Annotated in this window: 15 protein-coding genes; 8 read left to right on the forward strand and 7 right to left on the reverse strand. The window is 44.7% G+C overall.

Features of this window, described 5'->3' with window-relative positions:
- Window positions 1–56: 56 nt before the first annotated feature.
- The gene (locus tag NAF17_RS06355; RefSeq protein ID WP_252757139.1) at window positions 57–980 is read left to right on the forward strand and encodes a glycosyltransferase family 2 protein; all 924 of its coding nucleotides are present in this window, start codon (window positions 57–59) and stop codon (window positions 978–980) included.
- Window positions 977–2152 (forward strand): glycosyltransferase family 2 protein, encoded by a 1176-nt coding sequence (locus tag NAF17_RS06360; protein ID WP_252757140.1) that lies wholly within the window; start codon window positions 977–979, stop codon window positions 2150–2152. The genes NAF17_RS06355 and NAF17_RS06360 overlap by 4 nt, the downstream gene beginning before the upstream one ends.
- 128 nt (window positions 2153–2280) lie before the next feature.
- Here the strand turns inward: NAF17_RS06360 and NAF17_RS06365 are convergent, their stop codons facing one another.
- The gene (locus NAF17_RS06365; RefSeq protein WP_252757141.1) at window positions 2281–3174 is read right to left on the reverse strand and encodes an SMP-30/gluconolactonase/LRE family protein; all 894 of its coding nucleotides are present in this window, start codon (window positions 3172–3174) and stop codon (window positions 2281–2283) included.
- Between the two features lie 268 nt (window positions 3175–3442).
- Between NAF17_RS06365 and NAF17_RS06370 the strand changes: the two genes are divergently transcribed.
- Window positions 3443–3898 carry a DUF4268 domain-containing protein gene (locus NAF17_RS06370; RefSeq protein ID WP_252757142.1) on the forward strand — a complete coding sequence of 152 codons (456 nt, stop codon included), beginning with the start codon at window positions 3443–3445 and terminating at the stop codon, window positions 3896–3898.
- 199 nt (window positions 3899–4097) lie between these two features.
- Window positions 4098–5300: a DUF763 domain-containing protein gene (locus NAF17_RS06375; protein WP_252757143.1), complete on the forward strand. Its 1203-nt coding sequence runs from the start codon at window positions 4098–4100 to the stop codon at window positions 5298–5300.
- On the opposite strand, the gene NAF17_RS06380 is transcribed toward NAF17_RS06375, so the two are convergent.
- Window positions 5292–5819, reverse strand: coding sequence for a DUF4142 domain-containing protein (locus tag NAF17_RS06380; RefSeq protein WP_252757144.1), 528 nt, complete (start codon window positions 5817–5819; stop codon window positions 5292–5294). The genes NAF17_RS06375 and NAF17_RS06380 overlap by 9 nt on opposite strands.
- Before the next feature lie 183 nt (window positions 5820–6002).
- Window positions 6003–8576: a phosphoenolpyruvate carboxylase gene (locus tag NAF17_RS06385; protein ID WP_252757145.1), complete on the reverse strand. Its 2574-nt coding sequence runs from the start codon at window positions 8574–8576 to the stop codon at window positions 6003–6005.
- 249 nt (window positions 8577–8825) lie between these two features.
- Between NAF17_RS06385 and NAF17_RS06390 the strand changes: the two genes are divergently transcribed.
- On the forward strand, window positions 8826–10985 hold the full coding sequence (locus NAF17_RS06390) for an FUSC family protein (protein WP_252757146.1): 2160 nt from the start codon (window positions 8826–8828) through the stop codon (window positions 10983–10985).
- Between the two features lie 111 nt (window positions 10986–11096).
- On the opposite strand, the gene NAF17_RS06395 is transcribed toward NAF17_RS06390, so the two are convergent.
- Window positions 11097–11588 (reverse strand): PRC-barrel domain-containing protein, encoded by a 492-nt coding sequence (locus NAF17_RS06395; protein ID WP_252757147.1) that lies wholly within the window; start codon window positions 11586–11588, stop codon window positions 11097–11099.
- Between the two features lie 20 nt (window positions 11589–11608).
- The gene (locus tag NAF17_RS06400; protein WP_252757148.1) at window positions 11609–12256 is read right to left on the reverse strand and encodes an OmpA family protein; all 648 of its coding nucleotides are present in this window, start codon (window positions 12254–12256) and stop codon (window positions 11609–11611) included.
- A 178-nt stretch (window positions 12257–12434) separates the two neighbouring features.
- On the opposite strand from NAF17_RS06400, the gene NAF17_RS06405 reads away from it, so the two are divergent.
- On the forward strand, window positions 12435–13982 hold the full coding sequence (locus tag NAF17_RS06405; RefSeq protein WP_252757149.1) for a M20/M25/M40 family metallo-hydrolase: 1548 nt from the start codon (window positions 12435–12437) through the stop codon (window positions 13980–13982).
- Window positions 13983–14145: 163 nt separating this feature from the next.
- Here NAF17_RS06405 and NAF17_RS06410 read toward each other — a convergent pair whose 3' ends face one another.
- Together NAF17_RS06410 and NAF17_RS06415 are read right to left on the reverse strand one after the other, a co-directional pair.
- Window positions 14146–14874, reverse strand: a complete 729-nt coding sequence (locus NAF17_RS06410) for a ThuA domain-containing protein (protein ID WP_252757150.1) — start codon at window positions 14872–14874, stop codon at window positions 14146–14148.
- A gap of 44 nt (window positions 14875–14918) precedes the next feature.
- Window positions 14919–16628, reverse strand: a complete 1710-nt coding sequence (locus NAF17_RS06415; protein WP_252757151.1) for a GMC oxidoreductase — start codon at window positions 16626–16628, stop codon at window positions 14919–14921.
- 144 nt (window positions 16629–16772) lie between these two features.
- Here NAF17_RS06415 and NAF17_RS06420 point away from each other — a divergent pair, with 144 nt between their 5' ends.
- Together NAF17_RS06420 and NAF17_RS06425 are read left to right on the forward strand one after the other, a co-directional pair.
- A complete protein-coding gene (locus NAF17_RS06420) occupies window positions 16773–17621 on the forward strand; it encodes an MOSC domain-containing protein (protein ID WP_252757152.1) in 849 nt (282 codons plus the stop codon).
- 179 nt (window positions 17622–17800) lie between these two features.
- Window positions 17801–20143, forward strand: coding sequence for a penicillin-binding protein 1A (locus NAF17_RS06425; RefSeq protein WP_252757153.1), 2343 nt, complete (start codon window positions 17801–17803; stop codon window positions 20141–20143).
- Window positions 20144–20201 lie beyond the last annotated feature (58 nt).

Consider the following 20201-nt stretch of genomic DNA (forward strand, 5'->3'; position numbering starts at 1 on the left):
ATAATGCTTTACTTTTATTAATATTATGGCATTAAAATTATCCATAAATATACTACATGAAAAGAGTATCTGCTGTTACCATAAATTTTAACCAGGATAAAATTACCGAAGAACTTTTAGTATCTATTGCCGAAACAAACACTTACGAAAACCTGGAGGTGATTGTAGTTGACAACGGCAGTACAGTAAACCCCATTCCCCTATGGACGAGCAAATATCCCGATATTAAGTTTATACGTAGCGAATCCAATTTGGGTTTCTCCGGTGGCAACAATATTGGCATTGCCCAGGCTACCGGCGACTACTATTTTTTGGTTAATAATGATACCGAGTTTAGCCCCGGCCTTGTTCAAAAACTGGTAGATATTTTGGATACGCACCCCGAGGTGGGCATCATATCACCAAAGTTAGTTTATGATTTCGACAGAAGCATTATACAATACGTGGGCTTTACCCAGGTAGACTACTACACCTGCCGCAACCGGGCCGTTGGTAAAAATGAAAAAGACCTTGGCCAGTATGATAACCTGCTTGGTCAAACCGGCTATTGCCATGGCGGCGCCATGATGGTTAAAAAGGAAACTTGCGAAAAGGCCGGATTAATGGCCGACAACTTCTTTATTTATTACGAAGAAGTTGACTGGGGCGAGCGTATTAATAAATCGGGCTACCAGGCCTGGGTACGCGGCGATGCTGTTATTTACCATAAAGAATCGATGACGGTTGGTAAAAACAGCCCATTTAAGGAATACTTTATGAACCGTAACCGCATCCTTTTCATCCGCCATAACGCGCCTGCTTTTAAGGCCTTTGTTTTCTATATTTATTTTGTGCTGATGGTGGTTCCGCGTAATATCATCAAGTATGTTAAAGAGAAGCGTTACAATTTTATCGGTTTGCTTTTCCGCGCCGTTTGGTGGAATATTACGCATCGTAAAAACAGCACCGAATTAGGCTACACCATTAACAAAGTTTCATGATCATAGCCCTTTGGATAAGCCTTTTTATAGTTGCCTATACCTTTTTAGGTTATGGCTTCCTGCTGTATTTTATTATTAAAATAAAACGCGCGTTTATAGGCAAACCTGTATTGCCCATTGTAAACGATGAAGAATTACCAACCTGTACCCTGGTAGTTGCCGCTTATAACGAGGAGCATTTCATCTCACAAAAAATAGCCAATAGCCTGCAATTGAATTATCCGGAAGGCAAACTAAAATTTGTTTTTGTTACGGATGGATCGTCAGACAGAACAGCCGGGATCATATGCAAGCATCCGCAGATCCAACTATTACACCGCCCGGAACGTGCCGGTAAAATTGCTGCCGTGCACCGCGCAATGGAGTATGTGGATACCGAAGTGGTTGTATTTACCGATGCCAATACCTTTTTGAATACTGAGGCCATTACCCGCATTTGCCGCCATTACAGCGACAAAACTGTTGGCGCCGTGGCTGGAGAAAAACGAGTACAGATAAACGAAAGCGCCGATGCCAGCGCAGCAGGCGAAGGTTTTTACTGGAAGTACGAGTCGGCCCTTAAGAAATGGGATTCGGAACTATACTCGGTTGTTGGTGCTGCCGGTGAGTTGTTCAGCGTACGCCGCAACCTATACCAGGATGTTCCCGCCGATACGGTACTGGACGACTTTATGATCTCGATGCTGATAGCCAACCAGGGCTACCGTATTATATACGAACCGGAAGCTTACGCGCTAGAAAATGCATCAGAAAATGTGGCCGAAGAATTAAAACGCAAGATCCGCATAGCTGCCGGCGGTATCCAATCCATCCTGCGGTTACAAAGCTTGTTGCTGCCGTTTAAGTTCCCGGTGCTATCATTCCAATATGTAAGTCACCGTGTGTTGAGGTGGACGGTTACGCCATTCTTTTTGATACTGGCATTCATCACCAACTTTGCTACAGCCTTTGCCGGCGATGGGTTTATTTACAACCTGTTATTTGCCGGGCAGGTTGTTTTTTACCTGCTTGCGTTATTGGGTTACATAATGGAGAAACGCCACATCCGCATCAAGGCACTGTTTATCCCCTATTATTTTTGCGTGATGAATTACGCCGTTTTAGCAGGCATCATCCGCTATTTCACCAAAAAGCAAAGCTCCGTATGGGAGAAAGCGCAAAGGAAAATGTGATAGGGATCGTTCTCACGTTATTGCGAGGAGCGATAGCGACATGACAACCCCCTACTTACAGAGCCGCAGACAATCCTTTCGAAGATTGCCACGCTACACTCGCAATGACGTATGGTTTTAAATAAGATTTACTCTACCCCTCTCACATTCATCTTCAATACATAAATAGCCTTAGAAGCCGTTACAAATAACATATCTCTGTTTTTACCGCCTAAGCAAACATTGGCGCTCCAAGGCTCAGGGATATCGATATGGGCTATCTGAATACCTTGAGGGTTTACAATAGTAATGCCTTTGCCTGCCAGGTAAAGGTTGCCTTGCTCATCAAGCGTTATGCCATCCGCGCCCTGCGCAAAAAACATTTCGCGGTTGCTAATCAAGCCATTTGGGTTTATAGTGTATTTATATACCTTTCCATCACCAATATCGGCTACAAAAAGGTGTTTACCATCGGGCGTACCCACAATGCCATTCGGGCGCACCATGCTATCTAAGGCAATTGGTTGGGTTTGGCCTTTGAGCAGCAGAAATACCTTTTGACTGCTCATATCGGGTTTGGTACGGGTCCAGTAATAGCGCTGGTAGTATGGATCGGTAAAGTAGATATTGTCCTTTTTATCGATCCAAAGATCGTTAGGGCCGTTGAATAACTTGCCTTTGAAGTCTTTTAACAGCTTTTTCACCTTCTTATCCTTACTGATCTGCCAAAGCTGATTGTGTTCATCAGCACAGGCAATAAGGTTCCCTTTACTATCGAAATAGGTGCCGTTTGCCCTACCCGCACCATCCATAAAAACAGAAAGTTTACCATTAATATCATACTTCCAGATCTTATTATTGGGTTGATCGGTAAAGAAGATATTACCCGCTTTGTCTACCGCCGGCCCTTCGGTAAAGGCAAATTGATTAGAGATCAATTGTGGCTTCCTGTCAGCTTTAAACAGCGGCTTTTGTTGACCAAAAACCGACGTTGAAACGCCAAAAATGATACAATAAACACTTACTGTTAACCTACACTTCATCTTACAATTTTTTATCTTTTTTAGGCAGGTTGCGCAAAAGTAAAATGCGAAACCGATATCGTAATTATAAAATCTGCGAAATGCTAATGTAAATGTTTAGGCAGAAATATTTGAGCCGCGGCTAATTTCTTTTTAAGTTTAAAGCGTCTTTGAAACACGCTTATGAAAGTCCGCCATTTTTTGTTCCTGCTTCTATTTATGCCGATGAATTCCATCACGCAGCAAAACATTATCTACAAAATGGCAATTTGGTTTATATAATACATCTATGTACTCAAAAGATCAGGCATCACAGTTAAAGCAGGCATTCTGGACGGCGTTTGGGCAATACATGGGCCCGGTGTTATCCGCCGAAGGCCTGCGCACCAACTGGATCAATTATAAAACGGGCGTTAAGCATATCTTTTTCAGGATGCAAGCCGATAACAAAACGGCAAGCATCGCCATAGAGATAGCTCACCCCGACCCGGAACTGCAACAACTTTACTTCGAGCAATTCGAAACCTTCAAAACCATGCTGCACAGTGCCCTTAGCGAGGAATGGCAATGGAATCTGCATACTGCCGACGATTACGGCAAATCCATCAGCCGAATATATACCGAGATCTCGCCCGTAAGCATTTTCCAACAGCAAGACTGGCCTATACTGATCTCCTTCTTCAAGCCCCGCATCATTGCATTGGATGAATTTTGGAGTGATGTAAAGGTGGCGTTTGAGGTGTGACACTCCTCCCCGAAACGCGCGTCATTACGAGGTAAGAAGCAATCTCTTTAGGACAATTATACACCTCGCAAGTTCAGACTTGCCTAAAGATATTGCTTTTTCGTTATCGAGCCGCGCAATGACGCCCCGGGGTGTACGCCTTTTATTTTGAAAATTCTTAAATCCTGATTCAAACAATATTTTTGCTAACTTTGTTAGCATGAATCGTTCCGGAAGTGCCGATATGCCTTTACATTATGGCTACGTGCCTGTTTGGCTTGCCGAGCGGATGGCCAAGCTTGGCCTAGCTGTAATAGAAACCATTGTGATGGATTACGGTAAGGATAAAGTGCTGCGCCGGCTTAGCGACCCGTTCTGGTTCCAGAGCCTGGGCGCTGTTATGGGTATGGACTGGCATTCATCGGGCATTACTACTTCGGTAATGGGTGCCTTAAAACGGGCTATCAACCCGCATAGCCGTGACTTGGGTATTTACATTTGCGGTGGCAAGGGCAAGCACTCTACCAAAACTCCGCAGGAACTGATGGCCGTTTGCAACAGCACCGGGCTTAATGGCGATTACCTCGTAAAATGCAGCAAGCTGAGCGCTAAGGTAGATAACACGGCTATACAGGATGGTTTTCAGTTGTATACCCACAATTTTATTTTGAGCGATACCGGCAAATGGACCGTTGTACAACAAGGCATGAGCGACGCCAGCAGCACCGCCCGCCGCTACCACTGGCACTCGGAACAGCTGACATCTTTTGTGGAAGACCCGCATACCGGCATCCACGGTAAAAACAACGGTTTGATATTGAATATGGCCGACAAGCTTGCGGATTCATCCCGCGCCGGCGTAATGCAAATTGCCGCCGAGCATCCCGACAGGATGCTGAAAGAAATAAGCCACCTGGTGATGCCCAACCACCACGATGTAAAAGCAAAAGATGTAGATCTAAAACGCCTTGGCGCAGTACTATGGCTGGCACACGAAAAGCAGCCGAAGGATTTTGAAGAATTATTATTACTGCAAGGCCTTGGCCCGCGTACACTGCAGTCGCTGGCATTGGTGAGCGAGGTGATTCACGGCACCCCGTCGCGGTTTAAAGACCCTGCAAGGTTCTCTTTCGCGCATGGCGGTAAGGATGGGCACCCCTTCCCTGTCCCAATAAAGGTTTATGATGAAACTATTGCCGTTCTCCAAACCGCCATACATAAGGCCAAACTGGGTAATGGCGAAAAAAACGAAGCCATTAAACGCCTTACCAACATAGCGCAAGCTGCCGAAAAGAATTTTACGCCCAATGCAAACTTCGATAAGGTTATCGAAAAAGAAAGAAATGATTCCTGGAAATATAACGGCCGTACAGTGTTTGGCAAAGCTAAACCACCTGTAGAGCACCAGTTAAAGCTATTTTAACCCAGCACAGATCTTATTAGCACGGGTTAAATGCTGTTTGAGCTTAGGTGCACTTTTAATAGCAAATTCTTTAAGCTTTTTATCACTGTTAGTTTCGCCTGCTTTAAAAACTTTGATCACGTTCTCATGATCAATAACCATTACCTGGATATACATTTTATCAAACGCTTCGTCTGTTTTTTTGATAAGGCTGTCTACCTGGGTTTGATGAATGGCGGTTAACGTATCGGTATTGCCTTTACTGCCAGATACCGTTTTTAATTCGGCTTCCATAAAGGTATTGTCGGCAATTACCTGCTTGGCATACTCCAGCATCTGCGGGTTTTTAGAATTTGTTAAAGCCAGTTGCGAAAGTTTTATTTCGGCTGCGCCGGATTCAAGCGCGTTTTTTACGAAGGAAATCCCTTCTTCGTTAGATTGCTTTATGTTGTTGTAGTTTTTTGCTTTTCGGTTATTACAAGCTTGCATAGAAATTAGAGTGGCAAAAGCCAATACAATACAAAATGTTCTTTTCATCATAAAATATTAAGCTTATATACTTACGTAACAAGTTTCATTACATTCTGTTTACAAAAATTTAGCAATTGCGCAGGAATATAAAACCATGTCATTGCGAGCGATAGCGTGGTAATCTCAGCATATCCGCTTGTCCTTTGAGATAAACACGTCGCTACACTCCTCGCAACGACATTTTAGGGGATCTTACGCCAAATTCCTACCCGCATTTACAATACCGTAAACCGTACGGATCACCAGTTTATTGTAAATGCCTATCAATTCTTCGTCATCGGTATTGTTAAGGCACTGCAGGGCATAATGCTGAATGATCACCAGTGGTAAAACGATCTTCTCGCGGATGGCGATAGAGAGGCGGTCAACAGGGAATTCTTCCATGAGTACCGTGGTACCGGTAAGTTCCAGCAGCATATCGCGGGTTAGTTCAAACTCGGCTTTAAGGCCTTTCCAGAACGTACCGAATTTTTTATCCTTCTCCATGTAAGCCGTAACCCTAAAATCAGATTTGGTCATGGACATCATACAGTTATCAAGCATCGTTTTAAAAAAGCCCGAGTTTTGGTAAAGCTCCTGCACTTCTTTCCAGCTGCCGTTATCCTTCATTTTTTTAAGCGCTGTACCCACACCGTAAAAGCCCGGTATGTTCTGTTTAAGCTGGCTCCAGGAGGTTACAAAACTAATGGCGCGCAGGTCTTCTAATTTTAGTTTGGCACCCGCGTTACGTTTGGTTGGGCGGCTACTGATATTTATCTGCGACAGCAATTTCAACGGACTAAATTTCTCCAGGTAATCTACAAACAATGGGTGTTCGCGCAGCGCCAGGAATAAACCGTGGCTTTCTTCGGCCATTTCCGAGATCAAGGCTTTGTGCTTTTCATCAAGCAGATCGTGGTGGTTTGGATGCAGGGCGCTGGTAATACCCGCGTTAATTAATTGCTCGGTGTTAAACCTTGCCGTTTCTACAGAGCCGTATTGCGAACTTACGGTTTGCCCCTGTATCGTCAACTGGATGTGGTCGTTAGCTATTTCTTTACCCATCGACGCATAAAAACGGTGTGTTTTACCACCACCACGTGCCGGCGGGCCACCCCTACCATCAAAAAACGCAAGTGTAATATTATGTTTGCGGGCTATAGCGGTCAATTCCACTTTGGCTTTATATATGCTCCAGTTTGCCATCAAGTAACCTCCATCTTTAGTACTATCGCTAAAGCCAAGCATAATGGCCTGCCTGTTGCCACGTTTTTTCAAATGCGATTTATAGAATGGATGCGTATATAACTTCTCCATAATATCGCCGGCCTGTTTCAAATCGTTAACGGTTTCAAACAACGGCATAAAATCAACACTCAGTTTATCTTTTTCCCAACCGCTCCACAAGAACAGCGCTATCAGCTGTAAAATATCTGATGCCTGCTGGCAATTGCTGATGATGAAACGCTGGCAGCCTTTTTCGCCATTGCTGTGTTGAATCTGCTTCATCAGCCTGATAGTATCTAACGTATCGCTGATCAACGGATCGGCATTGGCGGGGCATTTAAAATCAGCCTGGTTAAACGGAAGACTTTTAATTTTCGACTCCTCGCTCATGTCGGCGTAGTTCTTAGGCACGCCGGTATAAACTTTCTCGGTGGTATATTTAAACACATCGCGCAGCACACGGCTATCCTGGCGAATATCGAGCGTAGCGAAGTATGAACCAAACAGATTCACCTTTTGGATCAGGTTATCTACGATGCCTACAAACAGGCTGTCGTGCTCGTTAACCAAAGTCTCGCGCATCGATCTTAGCAATTTCAATAATTCCGGCTGCAGGTCTTTAGGGCTTTCCTGCGGATTGAAGGCATTATCGTAAAGCAGGGTTTCCAACTTGCTAATGGTATCGGCAAAACCACGGAAAGTGATCCGGCGTTTCAGGTTCCTGAAATCGCGGTAGTAACACCGGTAAATTACCTGCCTTAATAATGACGATACCGATCGCGTGGTTTCCATATGAACGTTCGGGTTACCGTCGCGATCGCCGCCCGGCCAAAAGCCTAGTTCTAATACCTGCTGGTTACCTTCAATGTCAAACTCATCTTCCAGTTTAGCCTGGATGCCCGATAGCGCGTGGTAAAATATATTCTCCAGGAACCACACCAAACTTACGGCCTCATCAACCGGGGTTGGCGAAGTTTTATTAAAGAATGGCGTTTTACCTAATTGCTGTAACAAGCCATCTATTGATGGGATATCATTCGTTTTTAACGCTTCGATCAGGTCCGTCATAATCCCCAAAACGGTACCTGGGTAAAACTGGGTTGGGTGGGCGGTAAGTACTAATCGTAACGAAAAATCTTTCAGCTGCTTGCTGATATTCGCCCTCGCCTGCTCGCTTTGCGATGCCTGCTGTATTAAACTTTGCAGCGTACCGGTATCATCCACACGGCCCACTTTAGCGAAGGATGAATCCTCAATCGCGTCAAACAAAACAACCTGTCGCTCAATGTATTGTATAAACCTGAATAAACGATTTATTTGCTCGCGATGGTCAATATTTGGTACGTACTTTTTAAAGAACGATTCGATGATCGCTGTAGGTGATGCCTGGTCTGCCGCGCCCTTATCGCAATGCGAACTAAAGAACGGCAGCAAAATACCTGTATCCTTAACCTGGTAAAAAGGCAGCGTTTGAAACAGGCTGTTGTATAACTCAAAACGTTTTACAACTTCGTGGTTAAAAATAGATTCTTTTTGACTGAGCCTTAAGGTTGATGGCATGGTAGAACAGGTTTACAAAGATTTACAGGAATAATATCGCCGTGAATTTAAGTATCTAAAATTAAAATACGCTAAAAACTAAAAATTAATAACATTAAGTACATTTTAATGCAATAATTGTTATTGGCCCCACCCAACCCTCCCCAATAGGAAGAACTTAAAATTCTCCTCTTTCGGGGGAGATTTAGAGGGAGCCACGTTTTATTTGTTTAATTTTGCACAACAAATACCGCATCCAATAAATAGTAAATGCAAAGCCACAAAAGAGAAATAAAAAGCTTTTTTTATAGTCAGTATTTTTCTGACGGGTTGCGCATGACCATTGGGATCATCACCCCCGCGCTGGTAATGATGTACTTAGGCCATTTCGACCTTGGCCTTACCCTATCACTTGGCGCGCTTTGTATATGTACTATTGATGGGCCGGGGCCAATTTCGCATAAGCGCAATGCCATGGCAGCAGGCAACGGCATATTGTTGGCAGTAGCTATAATTACAGGCTACGCCCGTTTCAATGCGTTCACATTAGGATTAGAGATCACAGCATTTTCGTTCCTGTTCTCAATGCTTACGGTTTACGGCAACCGGGCGGCATCGGTAGGTACATCGGCTTTGCTGGTGATGATATTTATGATGGATAAAGCGGTGCCTCCACCGGAAATTCCCTACTTTTCCCTAACTATTTTGGCCGGCGGGCTTTGGTACATGATCTTCAGCCTTATATTTTTTGGCATAAGGCCCTATCGTGCCGCGCAGCAGATCCTGGGCGAGAATGTTGCAGATATAGCCCGTTTCCTGAGGATAAAAGCCGATTTTTACCTCACTTGGACAGATGTTGACGAGAATTACCGCAAATTGGTAATGCAGCAGATCCAGGTAAGCAACCACCAGGACGCGGTAAGGGAGATACTGTTTAAAAGCCGTTTGATGGTCAAAGAATCTACCGCGGCCAGCAGGATCCTCGTAATCACTTTTAACGACCTGGTGGATATGTTTGAACAGATCATGGCTACCCACTACGATTATAACTACATCCGCGAAAAGTTTGAAAGTACAGGTGTGTTATCAGAGATCGCAGATTTCCTGCACCATGTCGCCGATGATCTGGATAACATCGGCTATGCCATTTTGGCCAACAACCGCCCCGAAAAATTGAGCAACCTTGAATTGAGGCTGGAGCATTTGAAACGCCGCATTGATACCATTGGTGCCGATGACAAGGAAACCAGCAATTTGGTATTAAAGAAGATCCTGATCAACCTGCGCGACCTGACTAAAAGCATCTCCAATATTTATAAATACTATCACTCCAAAGCATCAGACAGTTTGGTACAAAGCACTAACCAGGTAGAATACTCCAAATTTGTATCTCATCAGGATTTTGCACCGCATATCTTTTGGGACAACTTAACTTTTAAATCGGGCGCGTTTAAACATGCCTTAAGAGTATCATTGGTTTGTTTGGTTGGTTTTATCACTGCAAAGAACGTATCCCTTGGGGGGCATAGTTACTGGGTGCTGCTCACTATTATTGTGATACTGAAACCCGGTTTCAGCCTGTCTAAACAGCGTAATTACCAAAGGCTGATTGGTACTATAGCGGGTGGCGCAATCGGCATACTGATCCTGAATTTCATCCCCGATAAAACAGCGCAATTTATTATATTACTTGTGCTGATGATAGGCACCTACAGTTTTTTAAGGGTAAATTATATTGTGTCGGTAATATTTATGACGCCGTACGTGCTTATTCTGTTCAAGTTTTTGGGGCTGGGTACTATCAATATTTTCCAGGAAAGGGTTATTGATACGCTTATTGGATCGGGCATCGCGTTTATAGCCAGTTATCTGCTGTTCCCTACCTGGGAGTTCCAGCAATTGAACGAAACGCTCAAATCGGTTATCACAGCTAATATCAACTACCTGCAAAAAATCCTGGAAAGTATCTCGGGCAAAGTAGTGGGCATTACAGAATATAAGCTTGCCCGTAAAGATTTATATGTAAACTCGGCCAATTTATCGGCCATGTTCGAACGGATGACTTCCGAACCCAAAAGCAAACAAAAGAGCGTAAATGATGTGCACAAATTTGTAGTGCTAAACCATATCCTGGCCTCCTATTCGGCCAATATCGCATCAGCTTTAATTCGCTCGGAACAGGTGACGCCGCATAAGGATATGCTAAAACTGGTCAAGAAAAGTATTGCTGTATTAAAGGATACCGACAGAAAGCTAAGCGGTGAAAGTATTACCCCGGTTGAGGCAACGCCAAAAACAGATGTTGTACCAATGCCCGAAGCACAGCCCATCCCGCTAACTGCAGACGATGTATTAATGAAAGACCAATTAGGGTTTATCAATAAAATGGCTGTGGATATCGCCAAGATCACCGATAATATTTTGAGGTAGTCTTTAACAAACTCGGACTGACAGTTGTCATGCTGAACTTGTCAAACTACTCGCAAAGAGACCTGCGCTCATCCTTCAACAGGCCCAGGATGACCCCGAGCTTATTAGGTGTTACAACCCCTCATTATCATCACCCGCGATAAAACCCTGCTGGCGTTTTTCGTAAAACTTAGTTTTACCAACATATAATGACCCGGGCGGGATAGGCGCGCCGGCCTCTGCTTTGTCTAAAGCCCGTTCAATTTCAAGGTCGGTTTCATGATTTATGATGCGGCCTTTCTCATAAAGCGGTAATGCTAGTAAATTAGTAACGCTTACGCCGGGCATCCTTACTTCGTCGTTTTCCAGGTCAAATTCTACTTTTTCGATGGGAATCAGCACGCGGCCTTCTTCCAGGTTAACATCATTGCTTTCCATATCGATTACGATGAAGCGTACTTTTAAAGTCTCTTCATCAAACAGTAGTTCATACACCTCACCAACTTTATTTTTGTGAGTGTCTTTTACGTCCCATCCAAAAATTTCTGGTTGATCGTCAACTATTTCAAAATCGCTTTCGCTTAACTCGTACAAATCGTAATTTGTGTTATTATCAGATGCCATGATACTTAGATTTTATGTTATTATTTCTCTCCTTCGGCATACGCCACAATCTCCACACTGCGGTTTTGCGTGCGGCCTTTCTTGGTCGCGTTAGTCGCTACAGGTTTTTGTTCCCCTAAAGAATGTATAGAAATTTTATCCGGAACGATGTCTGCTTTGGTTGATAACCAGTTTTTAACCGCGGTTGCCCTGTCCTCGCCAAGTTGTTTATTAGCGCCGGCAGTACCAGCAGAATCGGTATGCCCATAAACGGCTATCTCGGCGGTTTTGTAACGCCTTGCCAGCGATGCGGCTATCTGTTTCAGTTTAGCTTCTGCAGCTGGCTGCAAGGTGCTTTTATCGGCAGCAAATAATACATTTTCGCCAAGGCTGTAGATGGTATATTTATCATTGCCTTTTACAACAATAGCCGTATCGGTAACCTCATCGTATTTTGATCTGGGGATAGTAAAGTCGATAGCGTTCCAGTCAGGTTGTGTGGTTACAATAACATTACTGTCCATTTTAACAGTATCCTTTTTGGTGGTATCGCTGGTGTTCATCTTTAACGGAGCCGATTTATTGCATCCGCGGAACAGTAAAACTGCCACCGCGATAGCGATGATCGCGAATAGGATCCATATGAATACCGAGCCTTTGCGCTTTGGCTGAACGTCTAACTGTGCCATTTTATTATTGCTTGTTTATTTGCGTTTGATGAGCATTAATCAGGCCAATTAGTGCTTTGCTACTTTAATCACGTAATTCAACCTTAACAAACTTGTTACACCGCCGGTCAGAATATGATTTAAGCCCTGTATTTTATACATTCGTTGCATAAACTAACTAAGCCCTATATCAAACGATATGAAAAACTTAACTAAACTAATTGTTGCTTCCGCCCTTCTTGCGGGCAGTACTGGCTACGCGCAAACCAAAAACGCGGTGGTGGATAATATTGTAAAAGAAGGAACTAATAACTCGCAACTGGAGAAACTTGCCCACGAGCTTTTCGATGGCGTTGGGCCCCGTTTAGTGGGTACACCACAATTTGACAAGGCCGGTAAATGGGCTTTGGACAAGTACAAAGGCTGGGGAATCACCGCCAAAAAAGAAAAATGGGGCGAATGGCGCGGCTGGGAACGCGGCATCTCTCATATCGATATGGTTTATCCTCGTGTAAAATCATTGGAAGGCACCCAACTAGCCTGGAGCCCGGGTATGAAAAAAGCGGTTACTGCTGAACTGATCATCCTGCCTGAATTGGCCGATTCTGTAGCATTCCAAAAATGGCTGCCATCTGTTAAAGGAAAATTTATAATGATATCTATGAACCAGCCGACAGGCCGACCGGATGATAACTGGAAGGAATTTGCCTTGACCATTTCATTCGATAAAATGAAAGCCGCCCGTGCCGAGCAAACCGCTGCATGGCGCAAGCGCATCAGCAACACCGGTTTAAATAACCGAACCTTACCTGTTGCCCTTGAAAAAGCCGGCGCGGTAGGTATCATCACTTCAAACTGGTCTGCCGGTTTTGGGGTTGATAAGATCTTTAGCGCATATACTAAAGTTGTACCTACTGTTGACATCGCCTTAGAAGATTACGGGATGCTTTACCGTTTGACCGAAAGCGGCGACAAACCAAAGGTCACCATCCAAACCGAATCAAAGGAACTTGGCGCGGTGCCAACTTTTAACGTAGTAGGCGAGATAAAAGGCACCGAAAAACCAAACGAATACGTAATGCTTTCTGCCCACTTCGACTCTTGGGACGGCGGTACAGGCGCTACCGACAACGGTACGGGCACAATTACCATGATGGAAGCTATGCGCATCCTTAAAAAAGTTTACCCGCACCCAAAACGTACCATCTTAGTTGGCCATTGGGCAAGCGAAGAGCAGGGCTTAAACGGCTCGCGCGCGTTTGTTGAAGACCATCCCGAAATTGTAGCCAACCTGCAGGCTTTATTTAACCAGGATAATGGTACAGGCCGCATTGTAAACATTGGAGGACAAGGCTATGAAAAATCGGGCGACTTTATTAACCGGTGGTTAGAGGCCGTGCCTGATACCATTCGTAACCAAATAAAAACCAATTTTCCGGGTTCACCGGGTGGTGGCGGGTCAGACTTTGCATCATTTGTTGCCGTAGGCGCACCGGGGTTTTCGTTGGGTTCGAACAGTTGGTCATACGGTAACTACACCTGGCACACCAACCGCGACACTTACGACAAACTGGTTTTTGACGATGTACGCAGCAACGCCATATTAACCGCCATCCTAATTTATACGGCCAGCGAAGATCCTGCTAAATTCCCACGCGACAAAGCAGCCCTACCGGCAAGCAGCAACGGCCAGCCCGCCAAATGGCCGGAGCCTGTTAAAGCAAACCGCCGTGGTGGTTTAGATTAATAGAGAGATTTCTCATAAGAAAGGCCCGCTTCAAGTTGAAGCGGGCCTTTCTTGCTTTCTCATACTAAACGATATTGAAGTATCTAAACGCCGAGAGTGATTTGCGATTGCATAGTTCAATATTAGATCCTTCGCTATCGCTCAGGATAACAAAAGAACAAATCTATTTCTTCCCTATCGCGTATTTTATCCCACCCAAAATATGCTTTAAATAAAGCGGATCAGCGTAAGACGCATCGGTATGGCCAAGAGCGGTGTAAAATGAGCGGCCGCCCTCGTAACTATGGTACCAGCTCATCGGGTGATTATCACCGTTCTCGCCGCCTTGGTAGCTTTTTTCATCTATTTTAATAAGCACCTGCAAGTCGGGGGCTATCCATTTGTAGTTGTACCACTCATCCAGCCTACGCCATGTGGCGGGCAAATGATTGGTTGCCGGGAAACCACGGTCTATCACATTTAGGTTTGCTTCCTGCTGTTTGGCGGGGTGGCTTTTAAAATACGCGCCAACCAGGTTACCATACCACGGCCAGTCGTATTCGGTATCGGTAGCAGCGTGGATACCTACAAAACCCTTTCCCGATTTAATATATTGTTCAAAAGCGGTTTGCTGCTCGTTGTTCAGCACATCGCCGGTAGTACTTAAGAATATTACCGCGGCGTACTGTTTTAAATTAGCAGTAGTGAACTTCACAGAGTTGGTAGTTGTGTCCACATCAAAATTATTCTCGTTACCCAACTTAATTATCGCAGGGATCCCCACCGCGATCGACTCATGATGAAAGCCCGCGGTTTTACAAAAAATAAGTACTTTGGGTTTAGGCTTGGCAAAGCTTACAGTTGTAATAAAGCAGATAAGCAGTAAGGGGGTTAATATATTTGTGATCTTCATGATTTCTATTGTCTTGTGTATTGATTTTTAAACTCTTGATTACCCTAAAGATTTCCTTTTTTCAATTCATCTACCGCGAAATTCGCAGCACGGGCAGTTAACGCCATGTAGGTTAACGACGGGTTTTGACAGGCAGACGAAGTCATGCAAGCACCATCCGTAACAAAAACGTTTTTGGCATCCCAAACCTGGTTATGGGCATTTAGTACCGATGTTTTAGGGTCGAGCCCCATGCGTGCGGTACCCATTTCGTGGATGCCGTCGCCGATATTGTGGCCGCTATCATGCGTTTCTACATTTTTAACACCTGCTGCTTCCAGCATGGCTTTAGCCTCTTTTACAATGTCGATACGCATTTTTTTCTCGTTATCCCTTATCTCGGCATCCATTGAAAGTACCGGTAAACCCCATTTATCTTTCACCGTTTTATCAAGGGTGATCTTGTTCTCGTGATATGGCAACAGCTCGCCAAAACCACCAATGCCCATGCGCCAGCCACCCGGTTCGGCAAGGGCATCTTTGTAAGCGCCGCCAATATTTAGTTCGGCAATTTCACGGCTCCAGCCATTACGGCCTGCTCCACCCTGGTAGCCAAAACCACGCAGGTAATCGCGTTTATCATCACCCACGTTTGCAAAGCGCACCACGTACGGGCCGTTTGGCCTGCGCCCGTAGTAATATTTATCTTCGTAACCCTCCACATCACCGCTGGCGCCAAGGTTGTAGTGATGATCCATAATATTATGACCCAATTCACCGCTGCTGCTACCCAGGCCACCTTGCCAGATATCGGTTGCAGAGTTCATCAGCACCCAGGCACTATTTAAAGCCGAAGCATTTACAAAAACGATCTTGGCGTAATACTCATAGGTTTGATTGGTAACTGCATCCAGTACCTCTACACCTTTCGCCTTTTGGGTATCCTTATCGTATAGTATTTTTGTAACGATAGATTGCGGCCTAACGGTTAAATTACCCGTTTTTAAAGCAGCCGGTAAGGTGGACGACTGTGTGCTGAAATACCCGCCAAACGGGCAACCCTCCCAACACCTGTTCCTGAACTGGCAGGCCGTACGGTATGGGATAGCCTTAGTAAGGTTAGCCACACGACCAATGATCATGTGCCTGCCAAAATGTTTTTTGATACTTGCGGCCACATCCTTCTCTACCCAATTTAAGTCCATAGGCGGCAAAAACTGGCCGTCGGGCAGGTTGGGGATGCCCTCGATAGATCCGCTGATGCCTGCGAATTTCTCCACATGGTCATACCACGGTGCAATGTCTTTGTAACGGATGGGCCAGTCAATCGCCCATCCGTCTTTGTCGTTAGCTTCAAAGTCGAGATCGCTCCAGCGGTAGCTTTGGCGCCCCCATAAAATAGAGCGGCCACCTAAACGGTATGATCGCCACCAATTAAAAGGTTTTACCTCGGTATACGGCGCGTCCTGTTCATTTGTCCAGGCATCCATAATGGCTTCCTGTGCACCCCAGTTACGGGAAATTACCGGGCGTTCTTTACGTTGTTTTTGAGTTGCGTTGCCGCGATGCTCAAAATCCCATGGGTTATAATTAGCTGTTTTATAGTCTTTTATATGTTCGTAGTTAGAGCCGCGCTCCAGCATAATGGTTTTAAGGCCGCGTTCGGTAAGCTCTTTGGCAGCCCAGCCGCCGCTAATGCCCGATCCTATTACAATTGCATCATAAGTGTTATTAGCCGTGGCCTTGCCATTAATGTTGGGTGCGTTTATTGACATAGTTTTATAGGTTTAAACCGGCTTAGGGGAACCGGATTGATAATTTGGTTTAACAATACTATTAAATAATAGCCAATAAATCAACTGTATTACAAACAATTATAATTGTTTGTAATTTGAAGTACCAATGCCTTACATTTGTGTATGCTTAGCGTTAGTCAGCTACTTATTTACCCTATAAAATCCCTGGGAGGCGTTGCCTTGAGCACCGCCCAACTGACCGACCGCGGCCTACAGCATGACCGCCGCTGGATGCTGATAGACGAGAATAACCGCTTCCTTTCGCAACGCGAGCATGCTCAACTGGCCTTATTTAAAATCGAGGTTTTAAGTGATGCCTTAAAGGTTATTTTTACTGCCGATAGCACGTCTGTCAACATTCCTTTTATCCCGCTAAAACAGGATTTACTTGATGTAAGCATTTGGGACGATACCTGTGCAGGGCAGTTAGTGAGTGATGTAGTTGATGCCTGGTTCACGGTTAAATTGGGCGCCCCTACCCGCCTGGTTTACATGCCAGATGAAACTCATCGCGCTACCGACCCGCGTTATACTACTTTAGGTTCTATCGCTTCTTTTGCCGATGCTTACCCTGCTTTATTGATCGGGCAGGCATCTTTGGACGATCTGAACAGCCGTTTGGCGCAGTCATTGCCTATGAACCGTTTCCGCCCAAATATTGTATTTGAAGGCGGTGAACCATACAGCGAAGACCAAATGAACCATATCCGCATAAATGACATTGACATGTTTGGTGTAAAACTTTGCGCCCGCTGTGTGATGACCACCATCGACCAGGAAACGACGGCTAAAAGCAAAGAACCGCTGAAAACATTGGCAGGTTATCGCCGTAAAGGAGCCAAGATCCTATTCGGGCAAAACCTGGTATTTAACAGCACGGGCGTTATAAGTGTTGGTGATGAACTGAGCGTACTATCCACCCATACCGAAGAACGCTTTTTCATCAACGCCCAGGCTACTTCGGCAGTTTAAACTCCTAACACGCGTTTCTAAATCCTTTGTGTCCCCTGTGGTTAATCTTAGCCAAATCCTCCCTTAAAATATTTCTCCCCCTAAACATAGTAACTTAAAATTTACTTATTAAAATTGCGTTGTTAACTTTTGTCAATTGCCCACTATGATTTGGGCGCTTAATTTTACATCTTTACCCAATGTTCAGAGAAATAAAGAACCGGTACCTAAGATATTTCACCATCTTCATATATGCTATTATTGTTTTTTTCTGCGCTATCGAAATTAACTTTCTTTGGTTGTTCGGCTATTCGCCCGATATGCAGGATATTAAACAACCCACCATGTCGGTGTCATCAGAGGTTTATACTGCTGATGGTAAGCTGATCGGTCGTTTTTACAAAGAGAACCGCTCTCCTGTCGAGTATAAAGCCATCTCCCTTAACCTGATCCACGCTTTGGTTGCTACCGAGGACGTACGTTTTTACAAACATGGTGGTGTAGATTTTCAAGGTTTTATGGGCAGTTTGGTTTCTACGGCAACAGGCGAACGCCGGGGTGGCAGTACCATTACGCAGCAGCTGGCGAAAAACTTGTTCAGTACCCGTAAGCGTAAATCGCAGGGATTAATAAAACATATCCCCCTATTGCGCACCGTAGTCTTTAAATGTAAAGAGTGGATCACCGCTTATAAAATAGAACACCAATACAGTAAGGAACAGATACTGACCATGTACCTGAACACTGTTCCGTTTGGGAATAACTCCTTCGGAATAAAGACGGCTACTTTAAAGTATTTTAACAAAATGCCCGATGCCGTTAACCCTGCCGAAGCAGCAACGTTGATAGGCATGTTAAAAGCGACATCAACCTATAACCCAAAAACAAACCCCACGCGCTCGGTTGAACGCCGTAACGTGGTGCTTAGCCAGATGTTGAAGTATAACTACATCGATAAACCGGCTTATGCTGCTAATGTAGCCCTACCGCTAAATCTTGATCTGAGCTATGTTGACCGTACCGGCCAGGGCGATTCATACATCCGCCGCGCGGTTGAAAAATGGCTGGATAAGTGGTGTAAGCAAAACGATTACGACCTTTATGAGGACGGTTTAAAGATCTATACCACCATCGATTCAAAATTGCAGCAATACGCCGAAGAAGCCGTTGCAACCAAAATGAAGATGCTGCAAAAACGCTTCAATAATTTGTGGGGTAATAAAAACCCATGGAGAGACAGTAAGGGCGTAGAGATTAAAGACTTTTTATTAAAAGCCGAGCAAAGGCTGCCGATCTACAAAATGCTTAGCAAAAAACACAAAGGCGATACCACACAGATCAACAGCTATTTTGAGAAAAAGAAACGCATGAGCGTGTTCACCTGGAATGGTGATAAGGACACTACCTTCTCCAGCGTAGATTCTATAAAATACTACACCAGGATCCTGAATACAGGCATGATGACCATGGAGCCATCAACCGGTAAAATAAAGGTTTGGGTTGGCGGCATCGACCATAAATATTTTAATTACGACCACGTAAACCAGGCCAAACGCCAGGCTGGATCTACCTTTAAGCCATTTGCTTATGTAACCGCTTTAGATAACGGCTTTACCCCCTGCGATAAGTTTACCGATAAACCGGTAACTATCAAGTTTAAAGATAATGGTAAGGATGATGTATGGCAGCCAAATAATGCCGATTTCCACTTCTCGTACCGCGAAATGTCGCTGCGCTGGGCTATGGGCAAATCGGTAAATTCCATTACCGCGCAGGTAACCGAACATGTTGGCTGGGATAAAATTGTAGAATACGCGCACAAAATTGGGATCGAGAGCCCACTAAAATCAGTACCGTCGGTATCATTAGGATCTAACGATGTTTCGGTTTATGAAATGGTGCGTGCATACAGCACTTTCCTTAACAAAGGCGAAAAGGTTGACCCATTATTAGTTACAAAAATAACCGACCAGAAAGGTGATGTGATCGAGGAATTTACGCTGAAGGCCGAGCGCGTTTTAAGCGAAGAAACCGCATGGCTGATGCTTTATATGTTCCGCGGCGGTATGGAAGAACCGGGCGGTACTTCGCAAGCCCTGTGGGAATATCCAAGCCTTTGGAAAAAGAACAACCAGATAGGTGGTAAAACAGGTACATCAAGCGACTACGTGGATGGCTGGTATATGGGTATTACTAAGGACCTTGTAACAGGCATTTGGGTTGGCGCCGATGACCGTAGCGTACACTTCACTAATTCAGAAACCGGTGAAGGTTCGCATACCGCGCTGCCAATATTCGGCGCGTTTATGGAAAAGGTTTATGCTGATCCTAATTCGGGTTATACCTATGGGCCATTCCCTAAGCCCTGGGTAAAAATAACCAAGGAATACATGTGCCCGTCGCCGCAGATCCGCGAGGACACAACATCTACCGATAGCCTAATGGAAATGCCGATAGATACCACGGCCGCGCCTGTTAGTGTACCGGCAACTGAAGAAAAGAAAGAGGAAACACCGGAAAATAAGCCGCCTGCCACGAAATAATTAAGGCAACCCTGCTTGATTAGGGAACGTATATTATATAAATTAGCCATATCATATA

It is taken from the genome of Mucilaginibacter aurantiaciroseus, assembly GCF_024055595.1.
GTDB classification, from domain to species: Bacteria; Bacteroidota; Bacteroidia; order Sphingobacteriales; family Sphingobacteriaceae; genus Mucilaginibacter; species Mucilaginibacter aurantiaciroseus.